Source organism: Geotalea toluenoxydans JCM 15764, assembly GCF_001311985.1.
Taxonomy (GTDB): domain Bacteria; phylum Desulfobacterota; class Desulfuromonadia; order Geobacterales; family Geobacteraceae; genus Geotalea; species Geotalea toluenoxydans.
This window is the reverse complement of record NZ_BBCJ01000004.1, coordinates 100,694-125,762: the sequence shown is the minus strand read 5'-3', so window position 1 is coordinate 125,762 and position 25,069 is coordinate 100,694. Positions and strand designations below refer to the sequence as shown.

The following is a 25,069-nucleotide window of genomic DNA, read 5'->3' as shown; positions in this document are numbered from 1 at the left end:
GAGGGCTGCCGAAATGGCAGCCCTCTTTTTTCTGTACCTAATGATCAAACATGCCGTCTACTCCAGCTTTCTGAAAGAAGCAGCCTTGATTGCAGCAAATACCTCGCATCCCGGCACAATCCCCAGTTCCTCGGCCGCTTCGGCTACAACTTCGGATACCAGACGTCCCGACCCACAGGCGAGCTCAACCCCCACCGTATTCCCCGAAGAAAAAGTCTTGACGATCACACATCTCAGCAGGTTCCTGGCGCTTATGGCTTCCGGATGCTTTTTGAAGATGATGATGTCTTTGGATGAGAGTTCGAATAAGGACGCAGACTCAACACTCCCTGAGGAAACGAAAAGCTCCGCTTCTCCCCACCGGTAGGCATGGATGCCGCCGACCTGCCGTGGGTCTTCAAGCCTGAGCAGATTGATGTAACCCACCTGGCTGTAGCCCATACGTGCCCTGGCCAACTCGTCGGGGGTCGTGCGCTCAAGGATCCTGCCCCGTTCGACGGGCAGGACCTGATCCGCCATCAGCCTCATTTCTATCAGCGAATGGGAGATGAAAAGATAGGGAATGCCGAACTCGACACTGACACTTTTCAGGTAAGGAATGATCTGAAATTTGAGCCCATCATCCAAGGCAGAGAGAGGTTCGTCCATGAGCAGCAGTGCGGGATTTGCCAGAACTGCCCTTCCCAGGGCCACCCGCTGCTTTTCGCCCCCCGAGAGATTGTTGACACCCCGCCCCAGCAGGCCGTCAAGCCTGAGGACTTCCGTCAGAACGGCAAAGTCGACGGTTCGATGCTCGGGGGCACAGCGCTTGAAACCGTAGAGCAGATTGGACCTGACATCCAGGTGGGGGAAGAGGCATGGCTGCTGGAAAACGACTGCTATCCGCCTTTTTTCGGGCGGCACAGATATCCCCCTTCGACTGCTGTAAAGGCAATGGCCATCGAGGCAGATTTCCCCCGCGTCGGGACTATGCAAGCCGGCAATGAGAGAAGCCAGGGTGGACTTGCCCCCTCCCGATTGACCGAAAATGCCAATCCGGTCGCCGGAGACGGTGAAATCGGCCTCAAGTGTGAAGCCTGCGAAACTCTTTTTTGCCTGCACGGACAATTCCATGTTTCACCCCCTCTTGGCCAGCTTGATGCTGATGAATTCGTGTAAGAGGAGCACAACCGCCGACATGAGGATGGAGATGACACAAAGGGATATGGCCATAGCCTCACTGGCCGGGGAGCTTGCATAATCATAAATGGCAAGGGGAATTGTCTGGGTGACTCCGGGGATGTTGCCGGCGACGATGATAGTGGCGCCGAATTCGCCAAGGCTGCGTGCAAACATCAGCAGTGAGCCGGCAACCACTCCAGGCAGCGAAAGGGGCAGAATGATGGTGAGAAAGGTATCGTGCCTGCTCGCCCCAAGGGTGCGGGATGCCTGAATGAGCTGATAATCGATATGCTCCATGCTCAGGCGCACCGCACGGACCAGCAGGGGAAAGCCGACAACTGCCGAGCAATTACAGCCGCTTTCCAGGTAAATATTATCCTTATCCCGAGCTGATCAAGGAAAGATCCGATCCAGCCGTTCTTGCCCAGCACCAACAGCAGCAGATAGCCGATCACCACCGGGGGCAAGGTCAGGGGGAGATTTATCAGGACCTCCAGAAGCAGCTTGCCCCTGAATGCGGTAAAATTCATGACATAGGCGAAGGCAATGCCGAAGGGCAAAGAAAGGGCCGTGGCGGCCATCGCTACCTTGGTCGACAGATAGATAGCCTCATAATCTGGGGGAGTAAGTGCTGTCATCGCATGCCTCTCGTAAAAGCCGTTCCGGAATGGTCATTTTATCTTGAACCCTTTCTTGAGCAAGATCGCCTGCGCCTCGACACCTTTCAAATAATTATAGAAGGATACCGCCTGTGGGTTCCTGCTGCCGGTGCCGGTGAGTCCCATCCTGTAGACAATTTTTGGGTAAAGCGCTGGCGGCACGGCAAAAAGAACTTGCGCCTGCTTTGCCTGCAAAGCCTCCGTCCTGTATACAAATCCCCCGTCTACCTCGCCTCGTTCCAGGTAAAGAAGGCATTCCCGCACATCCTTGGCCATGACCAGTCTTTTTGCAACATCTTTTTCCATATTGGCAGCTCTTATGGCGGCATGGCATATTCGCCTGCGGGTACGCTTTTGGGGTTGCCGATGCCGATCCTTTCCAGCAGGACAATATCTTTAAGTGATTTAATCCGCTTATGGGCCTTGCCGGCGAAAACGAGCTCATTGCCGGCAAACGTGACGACGCTGGAGGATGCCACAAGCTTTTTGCCGACAAGGTAGTCCATCCACAGGCTGTCGGCAGAAATAAAGATATCTGCAGGTGCGCCGTTATCCAACTGCCTGGCAAGGGTTCCTGAGGCGCCTGCATTTTTATACACGGTAATATTCCTGTTTTTTCTGCTGAAACTGTCGGAAAGTTCATTGACAACTTCCTTGAGACTGGAAGCAACAGACAGGTGAACTTGCCCTGCAGAGGCAGATGTTGACCACAGCAGCACAAAAAGCATGATCAGCCGCTTCATTATCGGCTCCTTTCTCCTGAAAAGCAGAGGGACTCATTTATAGTGATGCAGCTAATATGCCTTGTCAGATTTAACGGCCCCCATTACGTTCTCATGAGATGCCGATTCCGGGGGGTTCCCATTCAACAGGCGTTGTGGACATCGCTGTGTACAAGAACGTGGATTAGAGAAAAACCCACAGCATATTAACGGCAATAGCAGAATGCCTAATAAAGCGGCAAAAGTCTTTGATAATGCTGGCGCCAGTCAGCCGTGCATATTTCAAGGCCGCTTCCCCTTCCATTTCCCATAAACAGCGGGGATGAGAGCAAACGAACCCAGCAGGGCAAAGGAGGCAAGCACCCGCGGCGAAAGCACCTGCTCCGGTGACTCAATACTGGCAAGACTAGCCCCGGCGTTGCAGAAAACCAAGCTGCCGGGGATAATTCCCACCAGCGTGGCAAAGAAAAAGGTGCGTAGTTTCAGGCGGGTCAGGCCGGCGGCGAGATTGATGAGAAAGAAAGGGAAAACCGGCACCAGGCGGAGGAACAGCAGATAGCCGAAGCCCCGCTGCTCAAGTTCTGTGTTCATGCTTCCAGCCTGGCGCCGAACCGCTTCTGCACCACATTATGAAGCAGATGGCGGCTGACGAGGAATGCCAGAGTAGCTCCGCTGGTGGCAGCGATATTGGCGTAGATTGTTCCCAACATCACCCCGAAGATTGCTCCGGCAGCAAGGGAAAGTATCGCCGCCCCCGGCAGGGAGAGGGCTGTCTGCAGAACATAGATGGCAATGAAGACCACGGCAGCGGCAGTCTTATGGTGTTCATAGTAGGAAACAAGACCAGCATGGTTGGCTTTCAGCGCATCGAGAGTCAGGAAGCGGTCCAGATCGAGCCAGAAAAAAAGAAGAATTAAGAGCAGCAGCAGTGGGAGTAATATTTTTTTCACTCGTTGTTCCTTAGACAATGATCCGAATGTGGTACAGAAATGCCAGTATAGCGAAAATATCTGCCGGATGAAAGTCGAAGAACAGAACAACCCCTGAAAAATCTAAATTTTGGTTGACCTGTCCCGATAACTTCAATATGCGCTAATCGGCAAGAGGGATAACAGGTGAGCTCAATTTACAGGAACTGAAGAAAACAGCTTGTAACTGGCAATCCTGCAGCTACTCTGGCCATATTGGGCAGATAAGTTCAGAGGTCTTGTTGCCTGCAGAACTTTCATATACATTATCAGGTGCAATCAGGAAAGGTCGAAGGAGCGGATAGTTGCCGGTTAAATATTCAAAGGGAACAGCCGATATGGTGAGTCTCAAAACCAAGATAGTCCTGACGACTTCTGCTTTCGTCGTTCTGTTCATGTCCATAGGTGCTTATTCGGGGATCTATTTCGAGCGCCATCTAAAATCATTCATCTATGGGCAGCAAAGTGCTCTGGCCTCCTCCATGGCCAATGGGATCAACGGCAAGATTATGACTTTCCGGACAGAAGTCGTCGCCGTGGCTGAGCGGGTTACGCCGGAACTCATGCTGCTTGCAGCTCCAACCGTTCTTTTCCTGTCCATTGTCATGGTCTGGCTTTTGATGGGCATGCTGACAGCGCCATTACACCGGTTCACCAGCCACGTGAAAAAGGTTGCCGCGGAGGATGAACAGAAACCGGTGGAGATTGAAGCCGGTGAGGAGATAGGATCCCCTGCCGGGGCGTTCAACAAAATACTGTCTGAACTGAATATGAAGAAGAAAACCATTCAGGAACAGCTCCGCTTCCTGCAGGTGCTGATGGACACCATGCCGGCGCTGTGTTTTATAAGGACATGACCGGCCGGTATCTTGGCTGCAACGCCTCGTTTGCAGCCTTTATCGGCATGCCCCGCATCCAGATCATAGGCAAAACCGTCTATGACATTGCACCAAAAGCACTGGCGGACATTTACCACACCTCAGACCTGGAACTGGCAAAACGGCAGGGGGTACAGGTTTACGAGTCAAGAACCCCCTATGCCGATGGCAGTTATCGTGATGTGGTCTTTTATAAAGCACTGTTCACCAATACCGAAGGGATACCGGAGGGACTGGTCGGCATAATGCTCGACATAACCGACCGCAAGCGTGTCGAGGAGAAAGTGCGCGACATGGGGGAGCGATTCCACCAGCTTTTTTCCCAGAACTGGGATGCCATTCTCCTTTTGTCGCCGGAGACATTCCGGGTTGTGGATGCAAATCCGGCAGCTGGCAAGATGTTCGGTTACGATGACAACGCATTGATATTCCTTGAGCTGTCTGCAATTCTTGACGCCGATGATCTGGCGAGGCTTGCAGATCTCCTTGCCAATTCCGACCATGCCGGCAGTGTTCAGCTGGACAAAGCGACAGTCATGCCCAAGGACGGCATGAACATCACGGTTTCCATCCGCTGCAAACTGATAAAAATCGACAGCGACCAGTTTGTCTATTGCTCCTTCCGCGACATCGGCGAAAGTATCCGCCTGAAAAAGGAGATGCAGGAGACCCAGGCGAAGCTGATTCATGCCAACAGGATGACCGCACTGGGAGTTCTCACGGCGGGCATTGCCCATGAGATCAACAATCCTAACAGCTATATCTCGCAAATGCGACCCTTCTGTCCGAGGCCTGGAACGATGCCGTTCCCGTCTTGCGGCGCCATGGCGAGGAGTACGGAGAGATATACCTGGGAGGATTGCCCTTTGCCGAGATGCAGCAGGTGATACCGACTTTGTTCCGGGCTTACCGAAGGTTCACGCCGGATCAGCGCCATCATCGATAACCTGAAAGGCTTCTACCGGGAACAAAAAGGGGCGGTCGCGACGCCATTCGACATCAACAAGGCGATCGGTGATGGTGTTTCCATTCTCATCCATCACATACACAAGCACACCAATCACTTTTCGCTCTGTCTCGGGGAAAATCTTCCCCCTGCCAGAGGAAGATCGCAGCAGATAGAGCAGGTGATGATCAACCTGGTGATGAACTCACTCCAGTCCCTTGCCGATAAATCCAGAGCTGTTTCTGTGTCCTCGGCCTTTGATGAGCAGTCCGGCTTCATCACGGTTACAGTGAAAGACGAAGGAAAAGGGATGCGCCGGAGGTGCTCGAACGGCTTACGGAGCCGTTCTTTTCCACCAGGCTTGACGAGGGGGGCACCGGCCTCGGACTTTCCATTACCGACACCATCATCAAGGAGCACGGGGGCTACCTGCTGTTCGATTCCATCCCCGATGGGGGCACCACCGCAACGGTCCGGCTCCCGGCGGCAGTCGGCGCTGGATTACCGACTGCTACCGACGGCGACTGTAAAATGGCAGCAGATTATCAGATTTGACGGCGAGGTTACAATGACAGTCCCGGGGAAATTTCCAATTCTTCTTGTCGATGACGAGGAGGAGATGCTCTTCATCCACAGCGTCATGTTCAGGGGGGCCGGTTTCAGCGAAGTGACCACCCTGAGCGACAGCCGCAAGGTGCTGCCCCTGCTTGAGGAAAGGAGCGTCGCCCTGATTGTTCTCGACCTCTATATGCCGTTCCTCGGTGGTTTAGAGCTGCTCAAGGAGATCAAAGACCGTTTTCCTCAGATCCCTGTCATCATCATGAGCGCGGCCAACCAAATCGAGCTGGCGGTGGAATGCATGAAAACCGGGGCCTTCGACTATTTTGTCAAACCTGCCGAGAAAAGCCGGCTGCTGGCCAGTGTCAACAGGCTCTCGAGCTGCATTCCCTGCGCAACGAGGTCTCCCTGCTGACAAGGCATTTTTTCTCGGATCGCCTGGACCGGGAAGAGGTATTTGCCTCTATCATCACGCGAAACCCGGCCATGAGACGCATCTTCCGCTATATGGAGGCAGTGGCGGCAAGTGATCAGCCGGTGTTGGTGACTGGAGAAACCGGGGTCGGCAAGGAAATGGTCGTACGCGCTCTCCATGATGCCAGCCACCGCAAAGGCCAGTTCATAGCCGTCAACGTGGCCGGTCTGGATGACCAGGCTTTCTCGGACACCCTCTTTGGCCACACCAGGGGAGCGTTTACAGGGGCTGACCAGGCGCGTGAAGGCTTGGTGGCAAAGGCGGCAGGGGGCACCCTTTTCCTCGATGAGATCGGCGACTTGCAACTGCCGTCCCAGATCAAGCTGCTGCGTCTTCTGCAGGAAAGGGAGTATTATCCTCTCGGCTCCGACAATGGAAAGAAAAGCGATGCCAGAATTGTCGTCGCCACCAACCGCGACCTGAAGCAGATGATGGAGGGGAATTCCTTCCGCAGTGACCTCTATTACCGGCTAAAAACGCACCGGATCCAGGTGCCGCCACTGCGCGACCGGCTTGAAGATATGCCCCTGCTCGTCAACCACTTCCTGGATGAAGCAGCTGCGGCCATAGGCAAAAGCAGGCCGGTTACCCCAGTCGAGCTTAACGGCTACCTTGCTGCTTACAGCTTCCCGGGCAATATCCGCGAGTTGAAGGCTGATTTTCGACGCCGTGGCCAGTCATCAACAGGGGGTGCTTTCCCTCGAAACTTTCCGGAAAGCCATCGGCAACGACCATGCCCCCCATGGCCCCGATCCCATTGACTATTTCAAGCACTGCAGCGGAGCAGCAGGTGAGCGTATGCCAACCATCAAGGAAGCGGAAGAAGCTCTCATCGCCCATGCCCTGAAAGCTGCCTGCGGCAATCAGGGAATTGCAGCCTCCCACCTGGGCATCAGCAGGCAGGCTCTGAACAAGCGCCTGAGCCGCCGGGGTGAAAATCCGCCAGACTGAGATATTAATCCAGACGAAGAGCCTCCCCACTCCAAACCCTGCGACAAAAGTTGCAGGCGTAACCTTTGTCGCTCCCCTCTCACCCCGCTAAAAATCAACACTCAACCGGAATTCCCATTTTTCAGGCGCAACAAACGTCGCACGCTACCCACAAACTGTCCTTTTGCCAACTTATTGATTTTACATTTAAATTTATCGATTCAATCTTGCATTGCCCCTGCAAAGTGAGACTGACAAATGCAGCAGGGAGGATTGCCATGACCGTATCGTTACAGAAGCCGCTGACACTCAGTCTGCATGGTGACTGGTCGGTGGCCGGCATAGCTGGCCAGTGGGCACTGGTTTCAGCGTACCTGGCCGGGCTCAAGAATGACAACGAAGGTGCAGATAAAGCCAGCCGGCGGATTCTGATCGGCATGGAGGGCATTGATGCACTGGATGCCTGCGGATGTCAGCTTCTGGCGATCTTCGTCCGCGATGTGCGAGAGATCGGCATTGAGCCATGCCTTACCGCCGTGTCGGATAACCTGTACGGCATCATCAATGCCCTGGGCTTTACCCACCACTTTCAAATCCTGGATCCTGAAGCGATCGAGCAATGAAAACCTCCATGGACATGGCCCGATTCTGCCAGACCTTCTTTGAGGAATGCAGCGAGCATCTGGCTGAAATAGAACGGATCCTCCTTTCCCTGGATCTGAACAGGCCGGATGAAGAGGAATTGAATGCCCTCTTCCGCTCGGCCCACACCATCAAGGGAAGTGCCGGCATCTTCGGCTTCGAGGATATGACCTCGGTCACCCACCTGCTTGAATCGCTGCTCGACCGGATCCGGGGCCACGAAATGCTGCTCACCGCGTCGATGGTTGACCTTTTTCTGAAGGCAAAGGATGCCATCGCCGTGCAGTTGGCCGGTCACCGTGATGGAGAACGGGTCGACCTGCAGTTTATCGAGGAGGTCTGTTGCAGCCTGCGGCATCTAACCGAACAGGACGCCCTTCCCTCCCCCTCGACAAAAGAGGATTCACCCGCAGTTCAGGCCCAGGCAGAAGATGGAAAGATGCAAAGCCCCTTCGAGCTCCGCTTCAGCCCGGACACGGACCTCTTCATGCGTGGCGCCCGCCTTGACTATCTCTTCGACGAACTGGGGGAACTGGGAGAATTGACGGCTCAGGCAATCATAGCTGATGCTCCGCCGGTTGAGCAGCTTGATCCCGAACATTGCCACACCCGCTGGCAGCTACGGCTCGCCGGCACCTGCAACGATATGGAAATCCGCGATGTTTTCGAGTTTGTGGCTGATGATGATCAGTTGAACATCCGCAGGGTTCAAAGCGCTGAAATTGGCAATGACAGGCCGGAGCCGCAGCCGGTGACGGCAAGTGGTTCCCGGACGGCAGCGGAGACACAACCGTTCGGCAGAAGGCCTATGACAAGGATGAAACGGCGCCGGGAGCCTTCGGCCGTCGGGGGGGAGAGGCGGAATCTTCCATCCGGGTTGGCGTGGCCAAGGTCGACCAGCTGATCAACCAGGTGGGAGAGCTGGTGATCACCCAAGCCCTGCTCGACCAGATGGGGGGGCAGCTGGATCCGGTTCTTTTTGAAAACCTGCATCGGGGATTGCTGCAACTGGAACGGAACACCAGGGATCTGCAGCAGAGCGTAATGTCCATCCGGCTTGTTCCCATCAGCATCGTTTTCAACCGCTTCCCCAGGCTGGTGCGGGAACTGGCGACCAAGCTGGGCAAGCTGGTTGAACTGAAAATGGTCGGCGAGACAACGGAACTGGACAAGGGGTTGGTGGAGAAAATCGCCGATCCCCTCACCCATCTGGTGCGTAATGCTCTGGATCACGCCCTGGAGGTTCCGGAGTTGCGGCTAGCCGCCGGCAAAGCGCCCACCGGCAGCGTGATCCTGCAGGCGTCCCAGGTGGGGGGAAGGATCGTCATTGACGTCATCGATGACGGCGACGGCCTCAACCGGGAAAAGATCCTGATGAAAGCGGCTGAACGCGGTATTGCTGCTGCCGACACCATGTCCGATGAAGAAGTCTGGCAGCTCATTTTCGCCCCGGGGTTCTCCACCGCCGAAGCGGTCACCGATATCTCCGGACGCGGCGTCGGCATGGATGTGGTGTTGAAAAACGTTCAGAGCCTTGGAGGACGGGTTGCCATCAAGTCGGAGCAGGGTAAGGGAACCAGCGTCACCATAAGCCTCCCCCTCACCCTCGCCATTCTGGACGGGCTCAGCGTTGGTGTCGGCAATGAACGTCTGATTGTGCCAGTCAACGCTATTGTCGAATCCCTCCAACCCACCGGGGAAAATCTGAAAACCATTAACGGCAACGAAGTGGTCCATGTGAGGGGAGAATATATCCCCATCCTGCGCCTCCACCGGCTCTTCAACCTTGCCGATGCGGTGACCGATCCCCGGCGTGGCATTCTCATGGTCATAGAGGTGGAAGGGGAAAAGGGGGCAATGCTGGTCGACAATCTGCAGGACGAACTCCAGGTTGTAATCAAGAGCATGGAGGAAAACTATCGCAAGGTGGAAGGCACTTCAGGCGCAACTATCCTTGGCGACGGTCGTGTAGCCTTGATCCTTGACGTGGGAGCTGATGCAACCGGGAAAAAGGGAACAGTAACTGGCACCGGACCAGATCAAAGGAGGCGTGGGATGCAGAATGAACAGGGATCAACGCAGAGCGGGGAGGGAGAAGAGTATCTCACCTTTACCCTTGGCAAAGAAGAGTACGGCATGGATATTCTCAAGGTACAGGAAATTCGCGGCTATGACGCGGTAACGCACATTGCCAACTCACCCGACTTCCTCAAGGGAGTCATCAACCTGCGCGGCGTCATCGTCCCCATCGTCGACATGCGCATCAAATTCAACCTGGGCAACGCCGTTTACAACGAATTCACCGTCGTCATCATCATCAATGTCGCCGGCAGAGTGGTCGGCATGGTTGTCGATGGGGTATCTGACGTCATCAGCCTCGCTCCGGAACAGGTCAAGGCAGCTCCGGAATTCAGCTCCGGTCTTGATACCAGGTACATCACCGGCCTCGGCACCATCAATGACCAGATGCTGATCCTGGTGGACATCGAGCGGTTGATGTCCAGCCCGGAGATGCAGCTGATGAACAACGCAGAAAGCATGCTACCGTCGGCACTGCCGGTGGATACAAAAACTGCCCAAGGAGAACAGCTATGCAATGGTTCTACAATCTGAAGATCGGTACCAAACTGCTGTCAAGCTTCATCATCCTGGCCCTCATCGCGGGATCATCGGCTGGATCGGCATTGCCAACATCCATAAGGCCGACGACAATGGACAGATGCTCTATGAAAATGTCACCATGCCAATTTCCCAACTGGGAGCCATTTCCACCGCCTTTCAGCGGGTGAGGGTGAACCTGGCCAAGATTCTGCTGGTACAGGACCGGGCGGAAAAACAGAAATACAGTGAACAGATCAAGGAACTGAGCGCAGAGATCACCAAGAATGTGGAAATGGCTGAGAAGGCCTTTACCGGCAGCGAGGAGAAGGGGTTGTTGAAGGACTTCAGCGACAGCCGCACTGTCTTCAGGCCGCTCATCGGCAGGATAGCCGACCTGTCCATGGCCGGCAGGGATGCCGAAGCCCTCGCCGTCTATAACGGGGACGCGACCCAGGCAGCCATGATTGAACAGGCTGCCGTCAACAAGCTGGTGGACTTCAAGGTCAAGCAGGCGGCGGCAACCGCCGAGCAGAACACGGCCATGGCCAATGCCGCAATCCGCTCCACCCTCATCCTGGCGGTGGTAGGGATTATCCTGCAATCTGTTTCGGCGTCTTCATCACCCGCATCATCACCACTCCCCTACAGGAGGCAGTGCGCACCGCCCAGCTGGTAGCCGATGGCGACCTGACCTGCAAGGTGGACCCGAAATTTCAGGATGAAACCGGCCAGCTGCTCCTGGCCCTGAAGGAAATGAACGGCAGCCTGGTCAATATCGTCCAGGATGTACGCAACGGCGCCGATTCCATTGCCACAGCCACCGAGCAGATCTCCGCCGGCAATGCTGATCTCTCCCAGCGCACCGAGGAACAGGCTTCGGCACTTGAAGAAACCGCCTCCAGCATGGAGGAGCTGACCTCAACCGTCAAGCAGAATGCCGACAATGCCCAGCAGGCCAACCAGCTGGCCATCAGTGCCAGCTCGGTAGCGGTCAAAGGGGGAGAGGTCATTACCAGAGTGGTCAACACCATGGGTTCCATCTCCGACAGTTCCCGCAAAATTTCCGACATCATCGGCGTCATCGACGGCATCGCTTTCCAGACCAATATCCTTGCCCTAAATGCTGCCGTGGAGGCCGCCCGAGCCGGTGAACAGGGACGAGGTTTCGCCGTGGTCGCCGCCGAGGTACGGAGTCTGGCCCAGCGGAGCGCCGCTGCGGCAAAGGAGATCAAATCACTCATTGAAGACTCGGTAAGCAAGGTGGAAGACGGCAGCAAACTGGTGGAGGAGGCAGGCCACACCACCCAGGAGATCGTCACCAGCATAAAAAGGGTCACCGATATCATGGCCGAAATCTCCGCCGCCTCCCTGGAGCAGTCCAGCGGCATCGAACAGGTCAACACCGCCATTACCCAGATGGATGATGTGACCCAGCAGAACGCCGCCCTGGTGGAGCAGGCGGCAGCAGCGGCAGAGTCACTGGAAGAACAGGCAGGGCAACTGGTGCAAATGGTCAGCCGCTTCAAGCTGGATGAAACCATGCAATCGCGAAAGGTAACAGTGGAGAAGAAAGTACGCAGGATCGAATCCCTGCCGAACAAACCTTTGACTGCCAAGGCCAGGCCGGCCACTGCTCTAATGCGGCTGGCCAAGGCGGAAGGGCATGACTGCGCTGTGCCGGCAGAGGCCGAGGGTGACTGGAAAGAATTTTAAACCGCCGGGACTGGAACAATGGAAATGATGGGGATGCTGACTGCACCATCCGGCAAGACGCCGGCACCGGACAGACTATGGGATGGGAAGGAGGCGGTCCTTTCTCCCCTTACTGAGGAGGAGTTCGGCCGCATTCGCGCACTCATTCACAGCATCGCCGGCATTTCCCTTTCACCAAACAAGCATGACCTGGTATACAGCCGTCTGGCCCGCCGCCTGCGCACCAGACGGCTCACCTCTTTCACCGACTATATCGGCATCCTGGAAAGCGGCAATAATCTTGAGCGGGAAGCTTTCATCAATGCGCTGACCACCAATATGACCTCCTTTTTTCGCGAGGCCCATCATTTCCCCATTCTCGCCCGCCACCTGGGAAGTATCAAATTCAACAGGCCGATTACCATCTGGACCTGTGCCTCTTCCACCGGTGAAGAGCCGTATTCACTGGCTATTACCGCCATTGAGCAGTTCAACAGTTTCAATGCTCCGGTGCGCATCCTTGCCACGGATATAGATACCAATGTTCTGAAGAGGGCGCGCAAAGGCATCTATCCCCTTGAACAGCTGCAAATGCTCTCTTCGAAGAGGATGAAACGCTTCTTCCTCCGTGGAAGAGGAGAAAACGACGGCTTTGCCAAGGTCAAACCGGAATTGCAGCGGATGATCACCTTCCGGCAGCTCAACCTTCTCAGCACGGACTGGGGGCTGTCAGAAAGATTCGACGCCATCTTCTGCCGCAACGTCATGATTTACTTCGACAAGATGACCCAACAGCGGGTGCTGACAAACCTGGCCCGTTACCTTAATCCCCATGGCCTGTTCTTTGCCGGCCACTCTGAAAGCTTCCACCATGCCACCGACCTGTTCCGGCTCTGCGGCAAGACCGTTTACGCCCTGAGGAGCTGAATCCGCCATGGCTATCAAGGTTCTTATCATAGACGATTCGGCACTGATACGCAGCCTGCTCTCCGACATCATCAACCGCCAGCCCGACATGGAGGTGGCGGGGACCGCCCCGGATCCACTTGTGGCAAGGGAGAAGATCAGGGCGCTCAATCCAGACGTGCTTACCCTGGACGTGGAAATGCCGCGCATGGACGGGCTGGTCTTTCTGGAAAGGCTGATGCGACTGAGGCCGACGCCGGTGATCATGGTTTCATCGTTGACTGAACGGCATTCGGCAGTTACGCTCCAGGCCCTGGAGCTGGGGGCTTTCGATTTTGTCACCAAACCGAAGATCGATATCTGCAACAGCTTTCAGGACTATACCGACGAACTCACCGACAAGATCCGTGGTGCGGCAAGATGCCGCCTGCACCGGCCGTTACGAGATACGGTCGCCAGGACGATCGAGTCAAAAAACTCGGCCGATGTCGTCCTTCCTGCGCACCATGCAGGTTTGCCACCACGGAAAAGGTCGTTGTCATCGGTTCTTCGACGGGGGGCACCGAGGCACTGAAGGCTTATCTGACCACCATGCCTCCCGATTGCCCGGGCACTCTCATCACCCAGCACATGCCTGAAACCTTCACCATGACCTTTGCCAGGAGGCTCGACAGCATGTGCAAAATTTCGGTAAAGGAGGCGGAAGGGGGTGAACGGGTGTTGCCGGGACATGCCTATATCGCTCCGGGAAACCGGCACCTGCTGCTCAAGAGAAGCGGCGCCAACTATGTCACCGAACTGTCGGACGCGCCTCCTGTCAGCCGTCACCGCCCTTCTGTGGACGTGCTTTTCCGTTCCGCCGCCAACTGTGCCGGCAGCAATGCCATCGGCATCATCATGACCGGCATGGGAGATGACGGTGCTGCAGGCATGAAGGAGATGCACGACAACGGTGCTTTTACCCTGGCTCAGGACGAGGAGAGCTGCGTCGTCTTCGGCATGCCAAAGGAGGCCATTGCCAGGGGAGGAGTTGACCGGGTGGTGCCGCTGCCCGAACTCTCCAGCCATCTCTTTGACTGGCTTTCAGCCCAAGGCCGGCGTAATTTCAGGGTTTAAGAAGCCCTCTCCCCTTCTTTTCGAGAACAAAGGACCCATGACCACAGTGACCACGTCCGTCTTGGCCTCACCATCTGCAGAAAAGCGGTGCACCACAATGGGAATATCTGGGTGGAAAGCCGGGAACCCGGCAACGGGACAACCATTTGGTTCACTCTGCCGGTTGGTGTCTGAATTCCCCACAGGGACCGTCCGGAAAAAAATTGGTGAAAAAATACTGGCTCTGGTAAGCCGGAACCAATAGAGGGAGCAGCACCGTGCATATGCTTAACGTGAAAATGTCTCACATGGAGCAGGAAGAAAACGAGTTTGAACGGCAAAGTACCGTGGCCTCCCAGATTGATTTCGCTAGGCTTTTCCATGCTGCACCAGTTGCCATGTGTATTACCACCCTGGCCGGACGGTTCATCGAGGTGAATGAAGAATTCCTCGACAGGAGCGGCTATTGCCGAGAGGAGGTTATCGGTTTTACTTCCGCCGAAATCGGCATCTGGCTGGATTACAACGACCGGGTCCGCATAATCAGCTCACTCATAGATAAGGGCAAGCTGAAAAATGAGGACATCTATTTCAGGGATAAGAACAATAATATCTTCGCCGGACTTTTTTTCTGCCGAGCTCATCGAGATAAACTGCGAGCCATGCATCTTTGCCTTCATAACGGACATTACTGAACGGAAACATCTCGAAGAGCAGATAGAGATGCTGAATACGGACCTTATGGCAAGGAAGATGGAACTGGAAATGGCAAACGGCGAACTGGAGGCCTTCAACTACACGGTCTCCCATGACCTCAACGGCCCGCTGACCATTATCGGCGGGTTCTGCCACCTGCTCAGGGAACAGTGCGGTCCACTGCTGAAAGGAGAACATCTGGATTACCTGAAGCGAATCCAGGAGGCACCCGAGTGATGGGAAAACTCATCGACTCCCTGCTCTGCTTTTCCAGACTGTCCAGATGTGAACTGCGGAGGGAAGAGGTTGATCTGAGCATGATTGCCAGGGAAATCACCGACAGCCTGAGAATGAAGACTCCCGATCATAGGGTAATATGCATAATTGCAGACGGCATAAGAGTTGACGGTGACGCCATTTTTCTGCAAATCGCCTTGGAGAACCTCATCGGCAATGCTGGAAGTATTCAAGCAAGAAGGAGGAGACCTTCATCGAGTTGGGGAGAACCGAATCGAAGGGGAGGAACTGCTACTTTATCCGGGATAAGGGTGCCGGTTTCGACAATATGTATGCCGAAACCATGTTCAGCCCATTCAAACGGCTGCACAGCGACAGGGAGTTTGCCGGCCATGGCATCGGCCTCGCCACCGTCAGTCGCATCATTCAGCGCCATGGTGGCGAGATCTGGGCAGAAGGACAGGTGGGGAAAGGGGCCACCTTTTATTTTATTCTGTAGTGGGACAGGAAATGAAGAAGGGTAAGAATCTGTTGAAAAACTACCGTCAAACAAGAAGAGGTTATGCCCCCAGCACAACCTCTTCTTTTATTGGTGGAGATGATCGGGATCGAACCGACGGCCTATGCGTTGCGAACGCATAATTTTACCGTTTTCCCGATGTTTCAAAATGTGCCCGTCTGATTCTTTAATTATCAAATTACCCTTTACTTTCAATATGTTTTGCCATATCATTTGCGCCTTTTTGTTATCCTTGGAAGGCTCTCACACCGACCTCGGGATCATAGCCTGAAATTGACAGTACTGCACGACTGTTTCCCCCATTGACTACGGAGGCAGAAAATGAAAAAAATCAACGCTATTCTCCGGAATCTGACCCTGGATGACCTTCGGGAATGGGCGGGCGCAAAGATTTTGAGTCGCGGCAAATCCTACGTAAGCAACGTCAAAGGGCTTTCACGCACGGAAGACGGCACCTTGGCGGCATGGGTGTCGGGAAGCGAGGAGTACGCCACCTCCGTCCACTTGGATTCACACGGTGACTTCGACTATTTCTGCACCTGCCCCTATGACTGGGTCCGTGCAAGCATACGGTGTCGGTCGTATTGGCGGCGGCGGAGCACGTGAAGCAAAAGAAGACGATACCTTTGCTCGCCGAGGATGATGATCTATTCCAGGCCCTCTTCGACGATTCGACCGACGATTACGGGGATGATGACGAATGGGGGAGGAAGATGAAGAGTCTGAATTCATTGCCACGCCCGCAACGGGAAAGGGAAAGGCACGACTGCGGAAGATATTTGAGGGGATGGACAAGGAAGAGCTGGTGGCGCTGCTGATGGACCTGAGCGGCCGCTATCCTGAGATTGAGCGTGGGATGCTGGAAAAGGAACAACTCGCAACGGGCCGGGTCGATAAAGTCGTGAGTTCCCTGCGGCGGGAGATCAGAAACATCACCGCCGAGCCCGCCTGGCACAGCCACTGGGAAGACGAAGGGAACCTCCCCGATTATACCCATGTGCGGAAGCAACTGCAGGCGCTCCTCACCAACGGCCATGCCGATGCGGTGCTCCAACTGGGAGAGGAGCTCTGGACCAGGGGGAACGAACAGGTGGAACAGTCCCACGATGAGGGAGATACTGCCACGGCGATCGCCGAATGCATGGAGATTGTGCTGGCCGCCGTGCCTCAATCCTCCATGACCCCGTCGGAGCAGCTTCTGTGGGTGATCGATCATACGCTGGCGGACGAATACAGCCTTCTGGAATCAGACGGGAAGATGCTGGAGAGCGGGGCATACACCCAAGCCAATTGGCGTGAAGTGGCGGATATTCTTGAAGCCCGCCTGAAATCCATAGCCAGGCCGGCGTCCGCCGCCTTCTCCGAAACCTACCAGCGGAACGGGATCTTGAACATGCTCCTTGACGCCTTTGAGCGGAGCGGCCGGCGGCAAGACATCATTCCTCTCCTTGAAAAGGAAGCGGATGCCTGCCGATGTTATGGGAAACTTGTCGACGCACTCTTTGCCGCCGGTGAAAAGGAAAAGGCGCGGCAGTGGTGCGTTCGGGGCTTTGAGCGCACCGTGGAAAATGCTTCCGGCATTGCTGCCGAACTGCAGGTGAGGCTGCGGGAAATGGCTGAAAAAGAAAAGAAATATGATCTGGCCGCCGCTTACCGGGCTGAGGATTTCTTTGTCAGCGCCTCCCGCAAGAGTTACACGGAGCTGCGTAAGGCTGCGGAGAAGGCCAGGGTCTGGCCTGCGGTCAGAGGCTGCGTGCTCCGCTATCTTGAGACCGGTCAGCGTCCCGACCCGTCCGGCAAGGAAAAGAGATCAAAGGAGTGGCCACTGCCGCAGCCGGAAGTCATGAGACCCCAAAACAAAGCAGAAATGCGGTACGAAAGGTTCCCGAACCTCAACATGCTTATCGACATCGCCATCCTGGAGAGGCGTTTCGACGACGTGGTTGCCCTGTACCAGGAGCTGCGGAAAACCAAACGCTGGGGCTGGGATACGGACAAGGCCGTTGCCGAGGCAGTCGCCGAATCCCACCCCCAGATCGCCCTCGACATCTGGCGGGCCATCGCGGAGAGTCTGATCGGGCAGGTCAAACCGAAGGCTTACGAAGAGGCTGCTATTTATCTGCGACGCATGTGCAAAGTCTACCAGGAGACCAGGCGCATTTCTGACTGGCAGAACCTGCTCATTGAGCTGCGGAGGGACCACAAGGCAAAGCGGCGACTGATGGAGGTGCTCGATAGCCTGTCGGGGAAAAAGATTACCGGCTGAAGCCGAGATAATTCACTCAGGACCACACGGATAAAACTTTGGCGAAGACTATCAAAGATCGGCTTAGTGAAACAATCGCTCAGGAGGAAGGTCGACTTGCCCGGCTCGATATTGAGCGGCAGACGATACTTGAACGTCTTCTTGACCTGCGTCGGCAACTGTCAGGCATTGATATAGACCCTTCCCCAACCCAGGGGAATACCACGTTATCCCCGACAGCAAAGATTGCCCTGTTCCGTTCCCTCTTCAGGGGAAGGGAAGATGTATACCCAAAACTCTGGCTCAGCAAGAAAGATGACCGCAAAGGTTACATGCCGCTTGCGCCAATGACGGCAAATACGCGCTCTGCGGAAAACGTAAGTTTCCCCGCATCAAGTGTAGCGACTGTGACCACCAGGCCTATATCCCGGTCGGTGATGCGGTACTTCGCGAGCATCTTCAAGGCAAAGAGACCATAGGCGTTTATCCGCTGCTGCCGGACGACACCTGCCGATTTCTGGCCGTGGACTTTGACAAGTCTACCTGGCAGGAGGACGTAGCGGCCTTCCGGGCAACATGTTCCTCTCTTGACCTCCCTGTGGCCGTGGAACGCTCACGTTCCGGCAATGGCGCTCATGTCTGGTTCTTTTTTACCAATCCGGTCATGGCCTCGGTTGCCCGAGTCATGGGATGTTACCTCATCACCGAGACCATGTCCCGACGTCATCAACTCAGCATGGAATCCTATGATCGACTTTTCCCCAGCCAGGACACCATGCCCCGTGGCGGCTTTGGCAACCTGATCGCCCTGCCGATGCAAGGGGAGCCCCGTAAGCTGGAAAACTCGGTCTTTGTCGATGAATCCTTTGTTCCATATGCCGATCAGTGGGGCTATCTGGCCTCGCTCAAGCACCTTTCTCCGCAAGAAGTGCAAATAATCGCCGACCGGGCTGTCCGAAAGGGCCAGGTGATCGGCTTGAAATTGCCATCCGATGATGACGAGGAACAGGCCCCGTGGGAACGTTCACCGTCAGGCCGATTGCCGGAACAACGGATAAAAGGGAAACTGCCGAAAAAGATCGCCGCCATTCTCGCGCAACGGATCTTCATCGAGACGAAAGGAATTCCCTCTGCACTGCTGAACCGGATCAAACGGCTGGCCGCTTTCCAGAATCCGGAATTCTTCAAGAAGCAGAAGATGCGGCTTTCCACCCACAACACCCCAAGGGTAATTGCCTGTTTCGAGGAGTTGCCAGGGCATGTAGCCCTGCCGAGGGGCTGTCGAGATGTCCTCCAGTCTCTTATGGACGAGTATGGTATTGCGTTACACCTTGACGACAAACGACAAACCGGCACAACAACCACTTTCACCTTTCACGGCACGCTTTCCGACATCCAACAGCAGACAGTTGATGAGCTTTTGCCGCATGACATCGGTATCTTCGTTGCCCCACCCGGTTCCGGCAAGACGGTGATCGGTGCATGGCTGGCTGCGACCCGGAACTGCTCAACTCTTGTCCTGGTCCATCGTAAACCGCTCCTTGACCAGTGGGTGTCACAGCTCTCCCGCTTTCTTGACCTCCCGCCAAAGACGATCGGCACTATCGGCTCCGGCAAGAGCAAGGCTACCGGTGTCCTTGACGTGGCCATGATGCAGAGTCTGGTCCGAAAAGAAGAGGTCGCCGACCTGGTGGCCAACTATGGCCAGATCATCGTGGATGAATGCCATCACCTGCCGGCATTTTCCTTTGAAAGGGTGCTGGCCGAGGTCAAGGCAAAATACGTGTAGGACTCACAGCTACCCCGTACCGGCGGGACGGCCATCAGCCGATCATTCACCTACAGTGCGGTCCGACCAGATTTTCACTGAACCGGAAACAACTGGCGACAGACGAAGAATTTACTCGCCGATTGATCCTGCGGGAAACCAGCTTCAGCCTGCCGGACACGAACAGTGAAAAGACAATCCAGGAAATCTATGCCCTATTGACCGCTGATCGTCAGCGGAACAGACTCATCATCAATGATATCCGGCAGTCACTTGCCGAAGGAAGATCGCCTATCCTTTTGACTGAGAGAAAAGACCATCTGGAATTTCTTGCCGGGGAACTACGTGACTCGGTGAAACATCTGGTGGTGCTCCAGGGAGGGATGGGAGTGAAGCAACGGCGCAAGGTCATGGATCATCTGGCTTCCATTCCCGATGACGAGGAACGATTGATCCTTGCCACCGGACGCTATATCGGCGAAGGTTTTGATGATGCCCGGCTGGACACCCTCTTTCTGGCGCTGCCGTTTTCATGGAAGGGAATGCTTGTGCAATACGCCGGCAGATTGCATCGAATCCACCCCGGCAAGGGTGAGGTGCAGGTTTACGACTATGTGGACAGTTCAGTGCCGATGCTGGCGAAGATGCATGACAAGCGGATGAAGGGGTTCAAGGCGATGGGGTATTTGCAGGCCACGCCACAGCGTGCTTCATAACTCCTTTGCTACACTGAAGCAAACAATGATGCAAACCAGCATCTTTGCATCATGATTTGCTTAATGATTGCTTCAAATGCCAACGCGCCGAGGTTAAGACAGCAATGGCCGCACCTGCTGGCAGACAAATCCTCCTGGGGGCATTCAACCTCCTGATATCATCGGACTCCGCGCCAAGCTTGCAAAGTGCACTGCCAAGTCCCCGATGCCTCATAACTTGGGTTCGGAATCATCCAAATCCGGTTGCAAAACGGTTGCGGCATTTTCTGGTAGCGGATACCGCTATAATCGGTAGCGGATGGTAGCAGATACCCCAATGGTGGCCGACGTAAAGTCGGTTGCGGATACTCACTAATCCGGTTGCGGATAGTTGCGGATTCTCTGGTTGATACCAATATCCGCCGATGGTTGCGGATACGGCGTAAACAGGTTGCGAATAGTTGCGGATTTCATTCCGGTAAGCCTTCCTTGAGAGAGTAGGTCGTGCCTCTCGCCTTACCTTCCTGAACAACCAGCCTGGCCTCAATAAGTGGCATGATAGCTTTACGAATGGCTTGAGGCGTTACGTTCAGTTCAACCGCAAGTTCCGGCACTTTCACTGTTTGCCGCTTAATCAATTGTTTAATAATAGTGCGTTGCGTCTCGCTAAGATTGGCAAGCAAATGCCCAGGCACTTCGAAAACCGGCCTGGCACCCTGGCTCTTCAGCATCAGAATGTCCTCCGGGGCGAAGAAGATGACCTTGAAGTGTCCGTCTCGGAACTGAAACTGAGGACGTGACAAGCCGATTCCTTCCGACTCGCGCACGATCCGGCGCAAGCCGTCTCCCTGCTCTTCAATGCGCTCGAAAAAGGAAAGCCCTCGGGCCAGATTCGGATTACGGGAACAGGCAATGTAATCGAGCCGCTCGATCTTCTGCAGGGTGATTGGTTCAGGTGGGAGGCCGGGGCTGACAATCTCGATGCGGTCGGCATACTTTTCCACCCGTATGCTTGAACCGGCAAGATCGTAGTCACGATGGGCAACGGCATTGACGACGGCTTCCCGCAAGGCTTCATAGGGGTACTCATGAATTTCGACCTTGGAGAAGCCTTCGATGCGGGTGGTGTGCCGCATATTGCGCTTGAGGAACTGAAACGTACGCTCGATCGCGATGGGCAGGGGGTCACGAATGTCCTCGCGGTCAATCGGTTCGCCCCGTTCTTTCCCTCCGAAAGCGTTGGCGGCAATGCGAACCTGCGGGAAGAAGGTCTCGGGACTTCTCCCCAGCAAGAGCAGACCGGCGGCCGTCGGGTGGATGGCCCTGGACTCTTCATTCTGCCAGATCAACCGCGGTTCATCAATGTCTTGCGAATGCTGTCCTCCTCCAGGTCTCTCTCCGGGATGCCGGTGCATGCCGCGACAAGACGGCGACACAGAGCCTTGTCCAACTCGGCTATATCGGCGCGTTCCATGAGACGGGAGTCGAAATCGGAGGCCTGGGCAATGGTCTGCTCGGCAATTGCCGTCTCCTCGGAGGTCGGGCGCATGCCCTGTTTTCCAAGTTCCGTGAGCAACACAGCCCGGACGGATGATTTCAGGCTCTGGTAGTGGGTGAAGCGCTTATAGACATGGCCGTGCTGTTCGTCGCGGATTTCGGCAAAGAGGGCCTTCATCTCCTCATCACGGCGCTCATCCTGCGTATTGTCGCCTTTGACAAAGAAGAAGGTGGGTATTCCCAGCCGTTTGGCCTCGGTGTATTCCCGGTGAGTCGCGGAAAGGCCATCAGCCCCCTTGCGACCGTATTCGAAGCCAACAATCCCGATGTATATGTGGCAAGAACGCAGGGCGCTAAGGTAGGCTACCTCAGCAGAAATGGCCGCCGCCGGAAGCTCCTCGAACAGAATTGCCTCCACATGCCGGCCGAGAAAGGGATCGGACGAAACGAGCTCAGTAATGGCAATGCGTTCGTTTTCGAGCTCTTTCTGAACCGAGCTGACGAATATCCTCAGTTTCTCCACGTGCGATCCTCTGTCTCTTATGGGACTCTCTTGTGTTAGAAATTGTTGAAACATACCAGATTTCTTGAGGTTTTACCAGCTGTTTGACTGGCATGCGCAATTGCCACCGGGAAGTGATTCACCCAATGAAGTTTCGATGAGACGTAGGGTGGACAGATATGATCAAGGGAAAAGGAGTTGCCCGGAGGGGGATTTTTTCATTTTCAAGCATAGATGCTGGAGGACACGCTAACAGATTGAAATGCAACGAGGGGCTAGGCTGTATCGCCTACCCCCTCGTTATTATTGGTGGAGATGATCGGGATCGAACCGACGGCCTATGCGTTGCGAACGCATCGCTCTCCCAACTGAGCTACATCCCCTGATGATTTTCTCAATGTATACCGCAAATTGTACCGGTTGAAAAGGAATTTTCAGTTCTGGATGGGCACGACGACGCTGAATTCCACCCCGATACCGGGGCGGTTGTTGATATGGATCTTGCCGCAATGGTTGGTGATAATGCGGTTTGCTATGGGAAGACCAAGGCCGGTGCCGGTGTCTTTTGTGGTGTAAAAGGGATTGAAGATGTGGTGAAGAGTTTCCAGCGGAATGCCTCCGCCGGTATCCCTGACCTTGACGGCAACGGCTTTCTGTCCGTCGATGGTTGAGGTCCCGACACGAATGGCAAGCTCACCGCCATTTTTCATCGCTTCCTGTCCGTTGAAGAAAAGGTTGATGAACACCTGTTTCAGTTGTTGACAGTCGCCGAGAAGCGCCTCGATCTTTCGGGGAAAGCGGGTCGTAACCCGGATGCCTTTCTCTTCCAAGGAGGGCCGGACCACTGCCAGAGCGTCCTTAACTATCTCAGAGATATTGCAGGGGGTGTAACAGATTGTTGTCTTCTTGGAGAAAGAAAGGATATCGGTCAGCATCTTCTCCAGTCTCAGCACTTCTCTGACGATCAGGTCGGCACTTTCTTTCTCGTCGGATGCCTTGGCCAGCCTGCCTGCCAACCGCCGTGCAAATCCGCCGATGGCAACCAATGGCCCTTGAGCTCATGGGCAATGCCGGCAGCCATTTCACCTATGGCCGCCAGACGCTCTCCCTGGATGAGCCGGTCCTGGGCCTCCGACAGATCGCGATTGGTATCTTCGATCCGATTATAGAGGATGGAATTCTGGATGGCCATGCCGGCCTGATTGGTGAAGAGTTGTAAAAAGCGCAGGTTATCTTTGCTGATAGGCCTTCCTTCGAGGCTGTTGTCGACCACGATGACCCCTACCACCTTTTCACGGGCTATGAGGGGGGCGACAGCGAAGGAGCTGATGCCGAAGCGCTTGATGAAAGTATGATCCGCCTGCTTTTCGCGGGCGGCCACGGGCACATAGATCAGCCGTTTTTCCAGCACGGCCCGGGACGCCAGGTTCAGTGACTTGTCCAACTCCAGACGGCTGGCCATTACCTTTTGATTGAAGTCGGATTGTCGCTGGCAGACCATGCTATCATCGGAGATATCCCAGCGACTGGCCAGGATATCCTCAGACTCGTTGAAGGGATCGGTGCAGCGAGCTGCTGTTTCCCTGGTCACGCCAAGCATTCCCTGCATGATTCCTGACCTTTTGTTGATAAGGAAAAGCATGGCCCGGTCGAAAAAGGGAGCCGGCCCCGAAGTAAGCGCCGTCAGGGTAAGGTGGATCAGCTTGTTCAGTTCAATGGTGGAAAGGATGGTATTACTGACACGGTAGAGAAGGGACAGGTCTTTCAGTTTTTTGTCATTTTCAGCAGAAAGGTTGGTCAACAATTGAAGGGCAATGGTTTGCACCTGCTCCAGGACCTTTTTCCTGGTAGCGGTCAGGCTCTCGTTTGGCCCCAGGCCGATGGCGAGAACGCCAAAAAATCGGTCATTGCGTGAGATGGGTTCGCAAAGAAATTCGACTTCACTACCATGCCTGGTTTCGTCGGCATGGAGAGCCTGCGGAGGGATAGAGAGCGGAATTCTTCTGGCAGCACAAATTCCGGCGCCGCCCTGTCCTGGTGGGATATTGCATGGAGTCATGGTGCCCGGATCGGCGCTGCTTATTTTCCTGGACAGGCATCCTTGATACTGATCATGGAGATAAATGGTGACGGATGTTAGCTGGAGTGAACCGGCAAGACGTTTGACAAGAGATTTCAACTTCTGGAGAGAAGTGCGGTTTGGGGCGTCGGCTATGCGCACCGCATAACTCAAGAGGTTGTACCTGTCCCGAAAGGTCATGGCAAAACTCCGGCGGGATGTGTAGTGGAGGGTGAAAAGTCAGAGCATACTGAAAATTATCGCAGCTTTTCTTTCTGTTCCTGATCCATTTTGCAGTCAATGCAAAGGGTGGTTACCGGGCGTGCTTTGAGTCTCGCTTCACTGATGTCTTCTTCGCATACTTCGCAGATGCCGAAGGTGCCGTCCTCGATACGCTGAAGTGCTTCCTTGATCTTGTTGATGAGTTTCCGTTCCCGGTCCCTGATGCGCAATTCGAAGTTGCGATCCGATTCCTGGGTAGCCCGGTCATTTGGGTCGGGAAAATTCGTCGTGTCCGAGGTCATTTCCGATACGGTCCTGCCGGCTTCTTCCCTGAGGACGCGGATCTCTTCCAGCAGCACGTTTTTAAAATACTCAAGCTTTTCTGAATCCATGGA

22 protein-coding genes, 2 tRNA genes and 8 pseudogenes are annotated in these 25,069 nt (G+C 54.9%); 20 read left to right on the top strand and 12 right to left on the bottom strand.

From position 1 onward, the window contains the following. Window positions 1-57: 57 nt before the first annotated feature. The 4 genes and pseudogenes from modC to JCM15764_RS29290 form a co-directional block, all read right to left on the bottom strand. A complete protein-coding gene (modC, locus tag JCM15764_RS03730) occupies window positions 58-1,113 on the bottom strand; it encodes a molybdenum ABC transporter ATP-binding protein (protein ID WP_054692725.1) in 1,056 nt (351 codons plus the stop codon). Between the two features lie 3 nt (window positions 1,114-1,116). After that, window positions 1,117-1,799, bottom strand: a pseudogene (gene modB, locus JCM15764_RS03725) (molybdate ABC transporter permease subunit). Window positions 1,800-1,832: 33 nt separating this feature from the next. After that, a pseudogene (modA, locus tag JCM15764_RS03720) lies at window positions 1,833-2,548 on the bottom strand (molybdate ABC transporter substrate-binding protein). Between the two features lie 276 nt (window positions 2,549-2,824). Next, a pseudogene (locus JCM15764_RS29290) lies at window positions 2,825-3,492 on the bottom strand (TVP38/TMEM64 family protein). Window positions 3,493-3,815: 323 nt separating this feature from the next. On the opposite strand from JCM15764_RS29290, the gene JCM15764_RS03710 reads away from it, so the two are divergent. Next, entirely contained in the window at window positions 3,816-4,367 is a 552-nt protein-coding gene (locus JCM15764_RS03710; RefSeq protein ID WP_054692722.1) for a HAMP domain-containing protein, read from the top strand. Beyond that, window positions 4,349-5,275: a PAS domain-containing protein gene (locus JCM15764_RS03705; protein WP_243688303.1), complete on the top strand. Its 927-nt coding sequence runs from the start codon at window positions 4,349-4,351 to the stop codon at window positions 5,273-5,275. Before JCM15764_RS03710 ends, JCM15764_RS03705 begins: the two co-directional genes overlap by 19 nt. Window positions 5,276-5,305: 30 nt before the next feature. Here JCM15764_RS03705 and JCM15764_RS21680 read toward each other — a convergent pair whose 3' ends face one another. Next, window positions 5,306-5,452, bottom strand: coding sequence for a hypothetical protein (locus tag JCM15764_RS21680; RefSeq protein ID WP_243688302.1), 147 nt, complete (start codon window positions 5,450-5,452; stop codon window positions 5,306-5,308). A 203-nt stretch (window positions 5,453-5,655) separates the two neighbouring features. On the opposite strand from JCM15764_RS21680, the gene JCM15764_RS03700 reads away from it, so the two are divergent. The 13 genes and pseudogenes from JCM15764_RS03700 to JCM15764_RS03650 form a co-directional block, all read left to right on the top strand. Further along, the gene (locus JCM15764_RS03700) at window positions 5,656-5,889 is read left to right on the top strand and encodes an ATP-binding protein (RefSeq protein WP_054692716.1); all 234 of its coding nucleotides are present in this window, start codon (window positions 5,656-5,658) and stop codon (window positions 5,887-5,889) included. A gap of 13 nt (window positions 5,890-5,902) precedes the next feature. Beyond that, window positions 5,903-7,318: pseudogene (locus JCM15764_RS03695) on the top strand (sigma-54-dependent transcriptional regulator). A gap of 257 nt (window positions 7,319-7,575) precedes the next feature. Then, entirely contained in the window at window positions 7,576-7,920 is a 345-nt protein-coding gene (locus JCM15764_RS03690) for an STAS domain-containing protein (protein WP_054692713.1), read from the top strand. Next, window positions 7,917-8,843, top strand: coding sequence for an Hpt domain-containing protein (locus JCM15764_RS29285; RefSeq protein WP_243688301.1), 927 nt, complete (start codon window positions 7,917-7,919; stop codon window positions 8,841-8,843). The genes JCM15764_RS03690 and JCM15764_RS29285 overlap by 4 nt, the downstream gene beginning before the upstream one ends. Further along, a complete protein-coding gene (locus JCM15764_RS29280) occupies window positions 8,822-10,552 on the top strand; it encodes a chemotaxis protein CheA (protein WP_243688300.1) in 1,731 nt (576 codons plus the stop codon). The genes JCM15764_RS29285 and JCM15764_RS29280 overlap by 22 nt, the downstream gene beginning before the upstream one ends. After that, window positions 10,536-11,216 (top strand): MCP four helix bundle domain-containing protein, encoded by a 681-nt coding sequence (locus JCM15764_RS26010; protein WP_054692710.1) that lies wholly within the window; start codon window positions 10,536-10,538, stop codon window positions 11,214-11,216. Before JCM15764_RS29280 ends, JCM15764_RS26010 begins: the two co-directional genes overlap by 17 nt. Next, window positions 11,195-12,253: a methyl-accepting chemotaxis protein gene (locus tag JCM15764_RS03675; protein WP_279384250.1), complete on the top strand. Its 1,059-nt coding sequence runs from the start codon at window positions 11,195-11,197 to the stop codon at window positions 12,251-12,253. The genes JCM15764_RS26010 and JCM15764_RS03675 overlap by 22 nt, the downstream gene beginning before the upstream one ends. A gap of 33 nt (window positions 12,254-12,286) precedes the next feature. After that, window positions 12,287-13,159 (top strand): CheR family methyltransferase, encoded by an 873-nt coding sequence (locus tag JCM15764_RS03670; RefSeq protein WP_243688299.1) that lies wholly within the window; start codon window positions 12,287-12,289, stop codon window positions 13,157-13,159. A gap of 7 nt (window positions 13,160-13,166) precedes the next feature. Next, window positions 13,167-14,254: pseudogene (locus tag JCM15764_RS03665) on the top strand (protein-glutamate methylesterase/protein-glutamine glutaminase). A 30-nt stretch (window positions 14,255-14,284) separates the two neighbouring features. Continuing rightward, window positions 14,285-14,428: pseudogene (locus JCM15764_RS27770) on the top strand (ATP-binding protein); the annotation flags it as partial. An 89-nt stretch (window positions 14,429-14,517) separates the two neighbouring features. Further along, a complete protein-coding gene (locus JCM15764_RS03660; RefSeq protein WP_243688298.1) occupies window positions 14,518-14,928 on the top strand; it encodes a PAS domain S-box protein in 411 nt (136 codons plus the stop codon). Window positions 14,929-14,956: 28 nt separating this feature from the next. Beyond that, on the top strand, window positions 14,957-15,166 hold the full coding sequence (locus JCM15764_RS03655) for a histidine kinase dimerization/phospho-acceptor domain-containing protein (protein ID WP_054692701.1): 210 nt from the start codon (window positions 14,957-14,959) through the stop codon (window positions 15,164-15,166). A gap of 235 nt (window positions 15,167-15,401) precedes the next feature. After that, window positions 15,402-15,665 (top strand): annotated as a pseudogene (locus JCM15764_RS03650) (sensor histidine kinase); the annotation flags it as partial. A gap of 91 nt (window positions 15,666-15,756) precedes the next feature. On the opposite strand, the gene JCM15764_RS21660 reads toward JCM15764_RS03650, so the two are convergent. Next, window positions 15,757-15,822: transfer RNA gene (locus JCM15764_RS21660), tRNA-Ser, on the bottom strand. 185 nt (window positions 15,823-16,007) lie between these two features. On the opposite strand from JCM15764_RS21660, the gene JCM15764_RS03645 reads away from it, so the two are divergent. The 5 genes and pseudogenes from JCM15764_RS03645 (at window position 16,008) to JCM15764_RS21650 (ending at window position 20,415) form a co-directional block, all read left to right on the top strand. Further along, window positions 16,008-16,292, top strand: coding sequence for an SWIM zinc finger family protein (locus JCM15764_RS03645; protein ID WP_054692698.1), 285 nt, complete (start codon window positions 16,008-16,010; stop codon window positions 16,290-16,292). Between the two features lie 94 nt (window positions 16,293-16,386). Next, entirely contained in the window at window positions 16,387-17,952 is a 1,566-nt protein-coding gene (locus tag JCM15764_RS03640; protein ID WP_054692695.1) for a hypothetical protein, read from the top strand. 38 nt (window positions 17,953-17,990) lie between these two features. Then, window positions 17,991-18,805, top strand: a pseudogene (locus tag JCM15764_RS29275) (TOTE conflict system archaeo-eukaryotic primase domain-containing protein); the annotation flags it as partial. Between the two features lie 324 nt (window positions 18,806-19,129). After that, window positions 19,130-19,720, top strand: coding sequence for a DEAD/DEAH box helicase family protein (locus JCM15764_RS29270; protein ID WP_439645251.1), 591 nt, complete (start codon window positions 19,130-19,132; stop codon window positions 19,718-19,720). A gap of 122 nt (window positions 19,721-19,842) precedes the next feature. Continuing rightward, window positions 19,843-20,415: a DEAD/DEAH box helicase gene (locus JCM15764_RS21650; protein ID WP_243688296.1), complete on the top strand. Its 573-nt coding sequence runs from the start codon at window positions 19,843-19,845 to the stop codon at window positions 20,413-20,415. A gap of 449 nt (window positions 20,416-20,864) precedes the next feature. On the opposite strand, the gene JCM15764_RS03625 is transcribed toward JCM15764_RS21650, so the two are convergent. The 6 genes from JCM15764_RS03625 to dksA form a co-directional block, all read right to left on the bottom strand. After that, the gene (locus JCM15764_RS03625; RefSeq protein WP_054692689.1) at window positions 20,865-21,743 is read right to left on the bottom strand and encodes an ATP-binding protein; all 879 of its coding nucleotides are present in this window, start codon (window positions 21,741-21,743) and stop codon (window positions 20,865-20,867) included. Then, window positions 21,740-22,414 carry a DUF4062 domain-containing protein gene (locus JCM15764_RS03620; RefSeq protein ID WP_054692687.1) on the bottom strand — a complete coding sequence of 225 codons (675 nt, stop codon included), beginning with the start codon at window positions 22,412-22,414 and terminating at the stop codon, window positions 21,740-21,742. The genes JCM15764_RS03625 and JCM15764_RS03620 overlap by 4 nt, the downstream gene beginning before the upstream one ends. Window positions 22,415-22,700: 286 nt before the next feature. Further along, window positions 22,701-22,776 (bottom strand) — tRNA-Ala (locus tag JCM15764_RS03615). Window positions 22,777-22,827: 51 nt separating this feature from the next. Next, entirely contained in the window at window positions 22,828-23,409 is a 582-nt protein-coding gene (locus JCM15764_RS21645) for a two-component system sensor histidine kinase NtrB (RefSeq protein ID WP_243688295.1), read from the bottom strand. Then, window positions 23,358-24,653, bottom strand: coding sequence for a GAF domain-containing protein (locus JCM15764_RS03610; protein ID WP_243688294.1), 1,296 nt, complete (start codon window positions 24,651-24,653; stop codon window positions 23,358-23,360). The genes JCM15764_RS21645 and JCM15764_RS03610 overlap by 52 nt, the downstream gene beginning before the upstream one ends. Window positions 24,654-24,709: 56 nt before the next feature. Further along, the gene (gene dksA / locus JCM15764_RS03605) at window positions 24,710-25,066 is read right to left on the bottom strand and encodes an RNA polymerase-binding protein DksA (protein ID WP_054692684.1); all 357 of its coding nucleotides are present in this window, start codon (window positions 25,064-25,066) and stop codon (window positions 24,710-24,712) included. Window positions 25,067-25,069 lie beyond the last annotated feature (3 nt).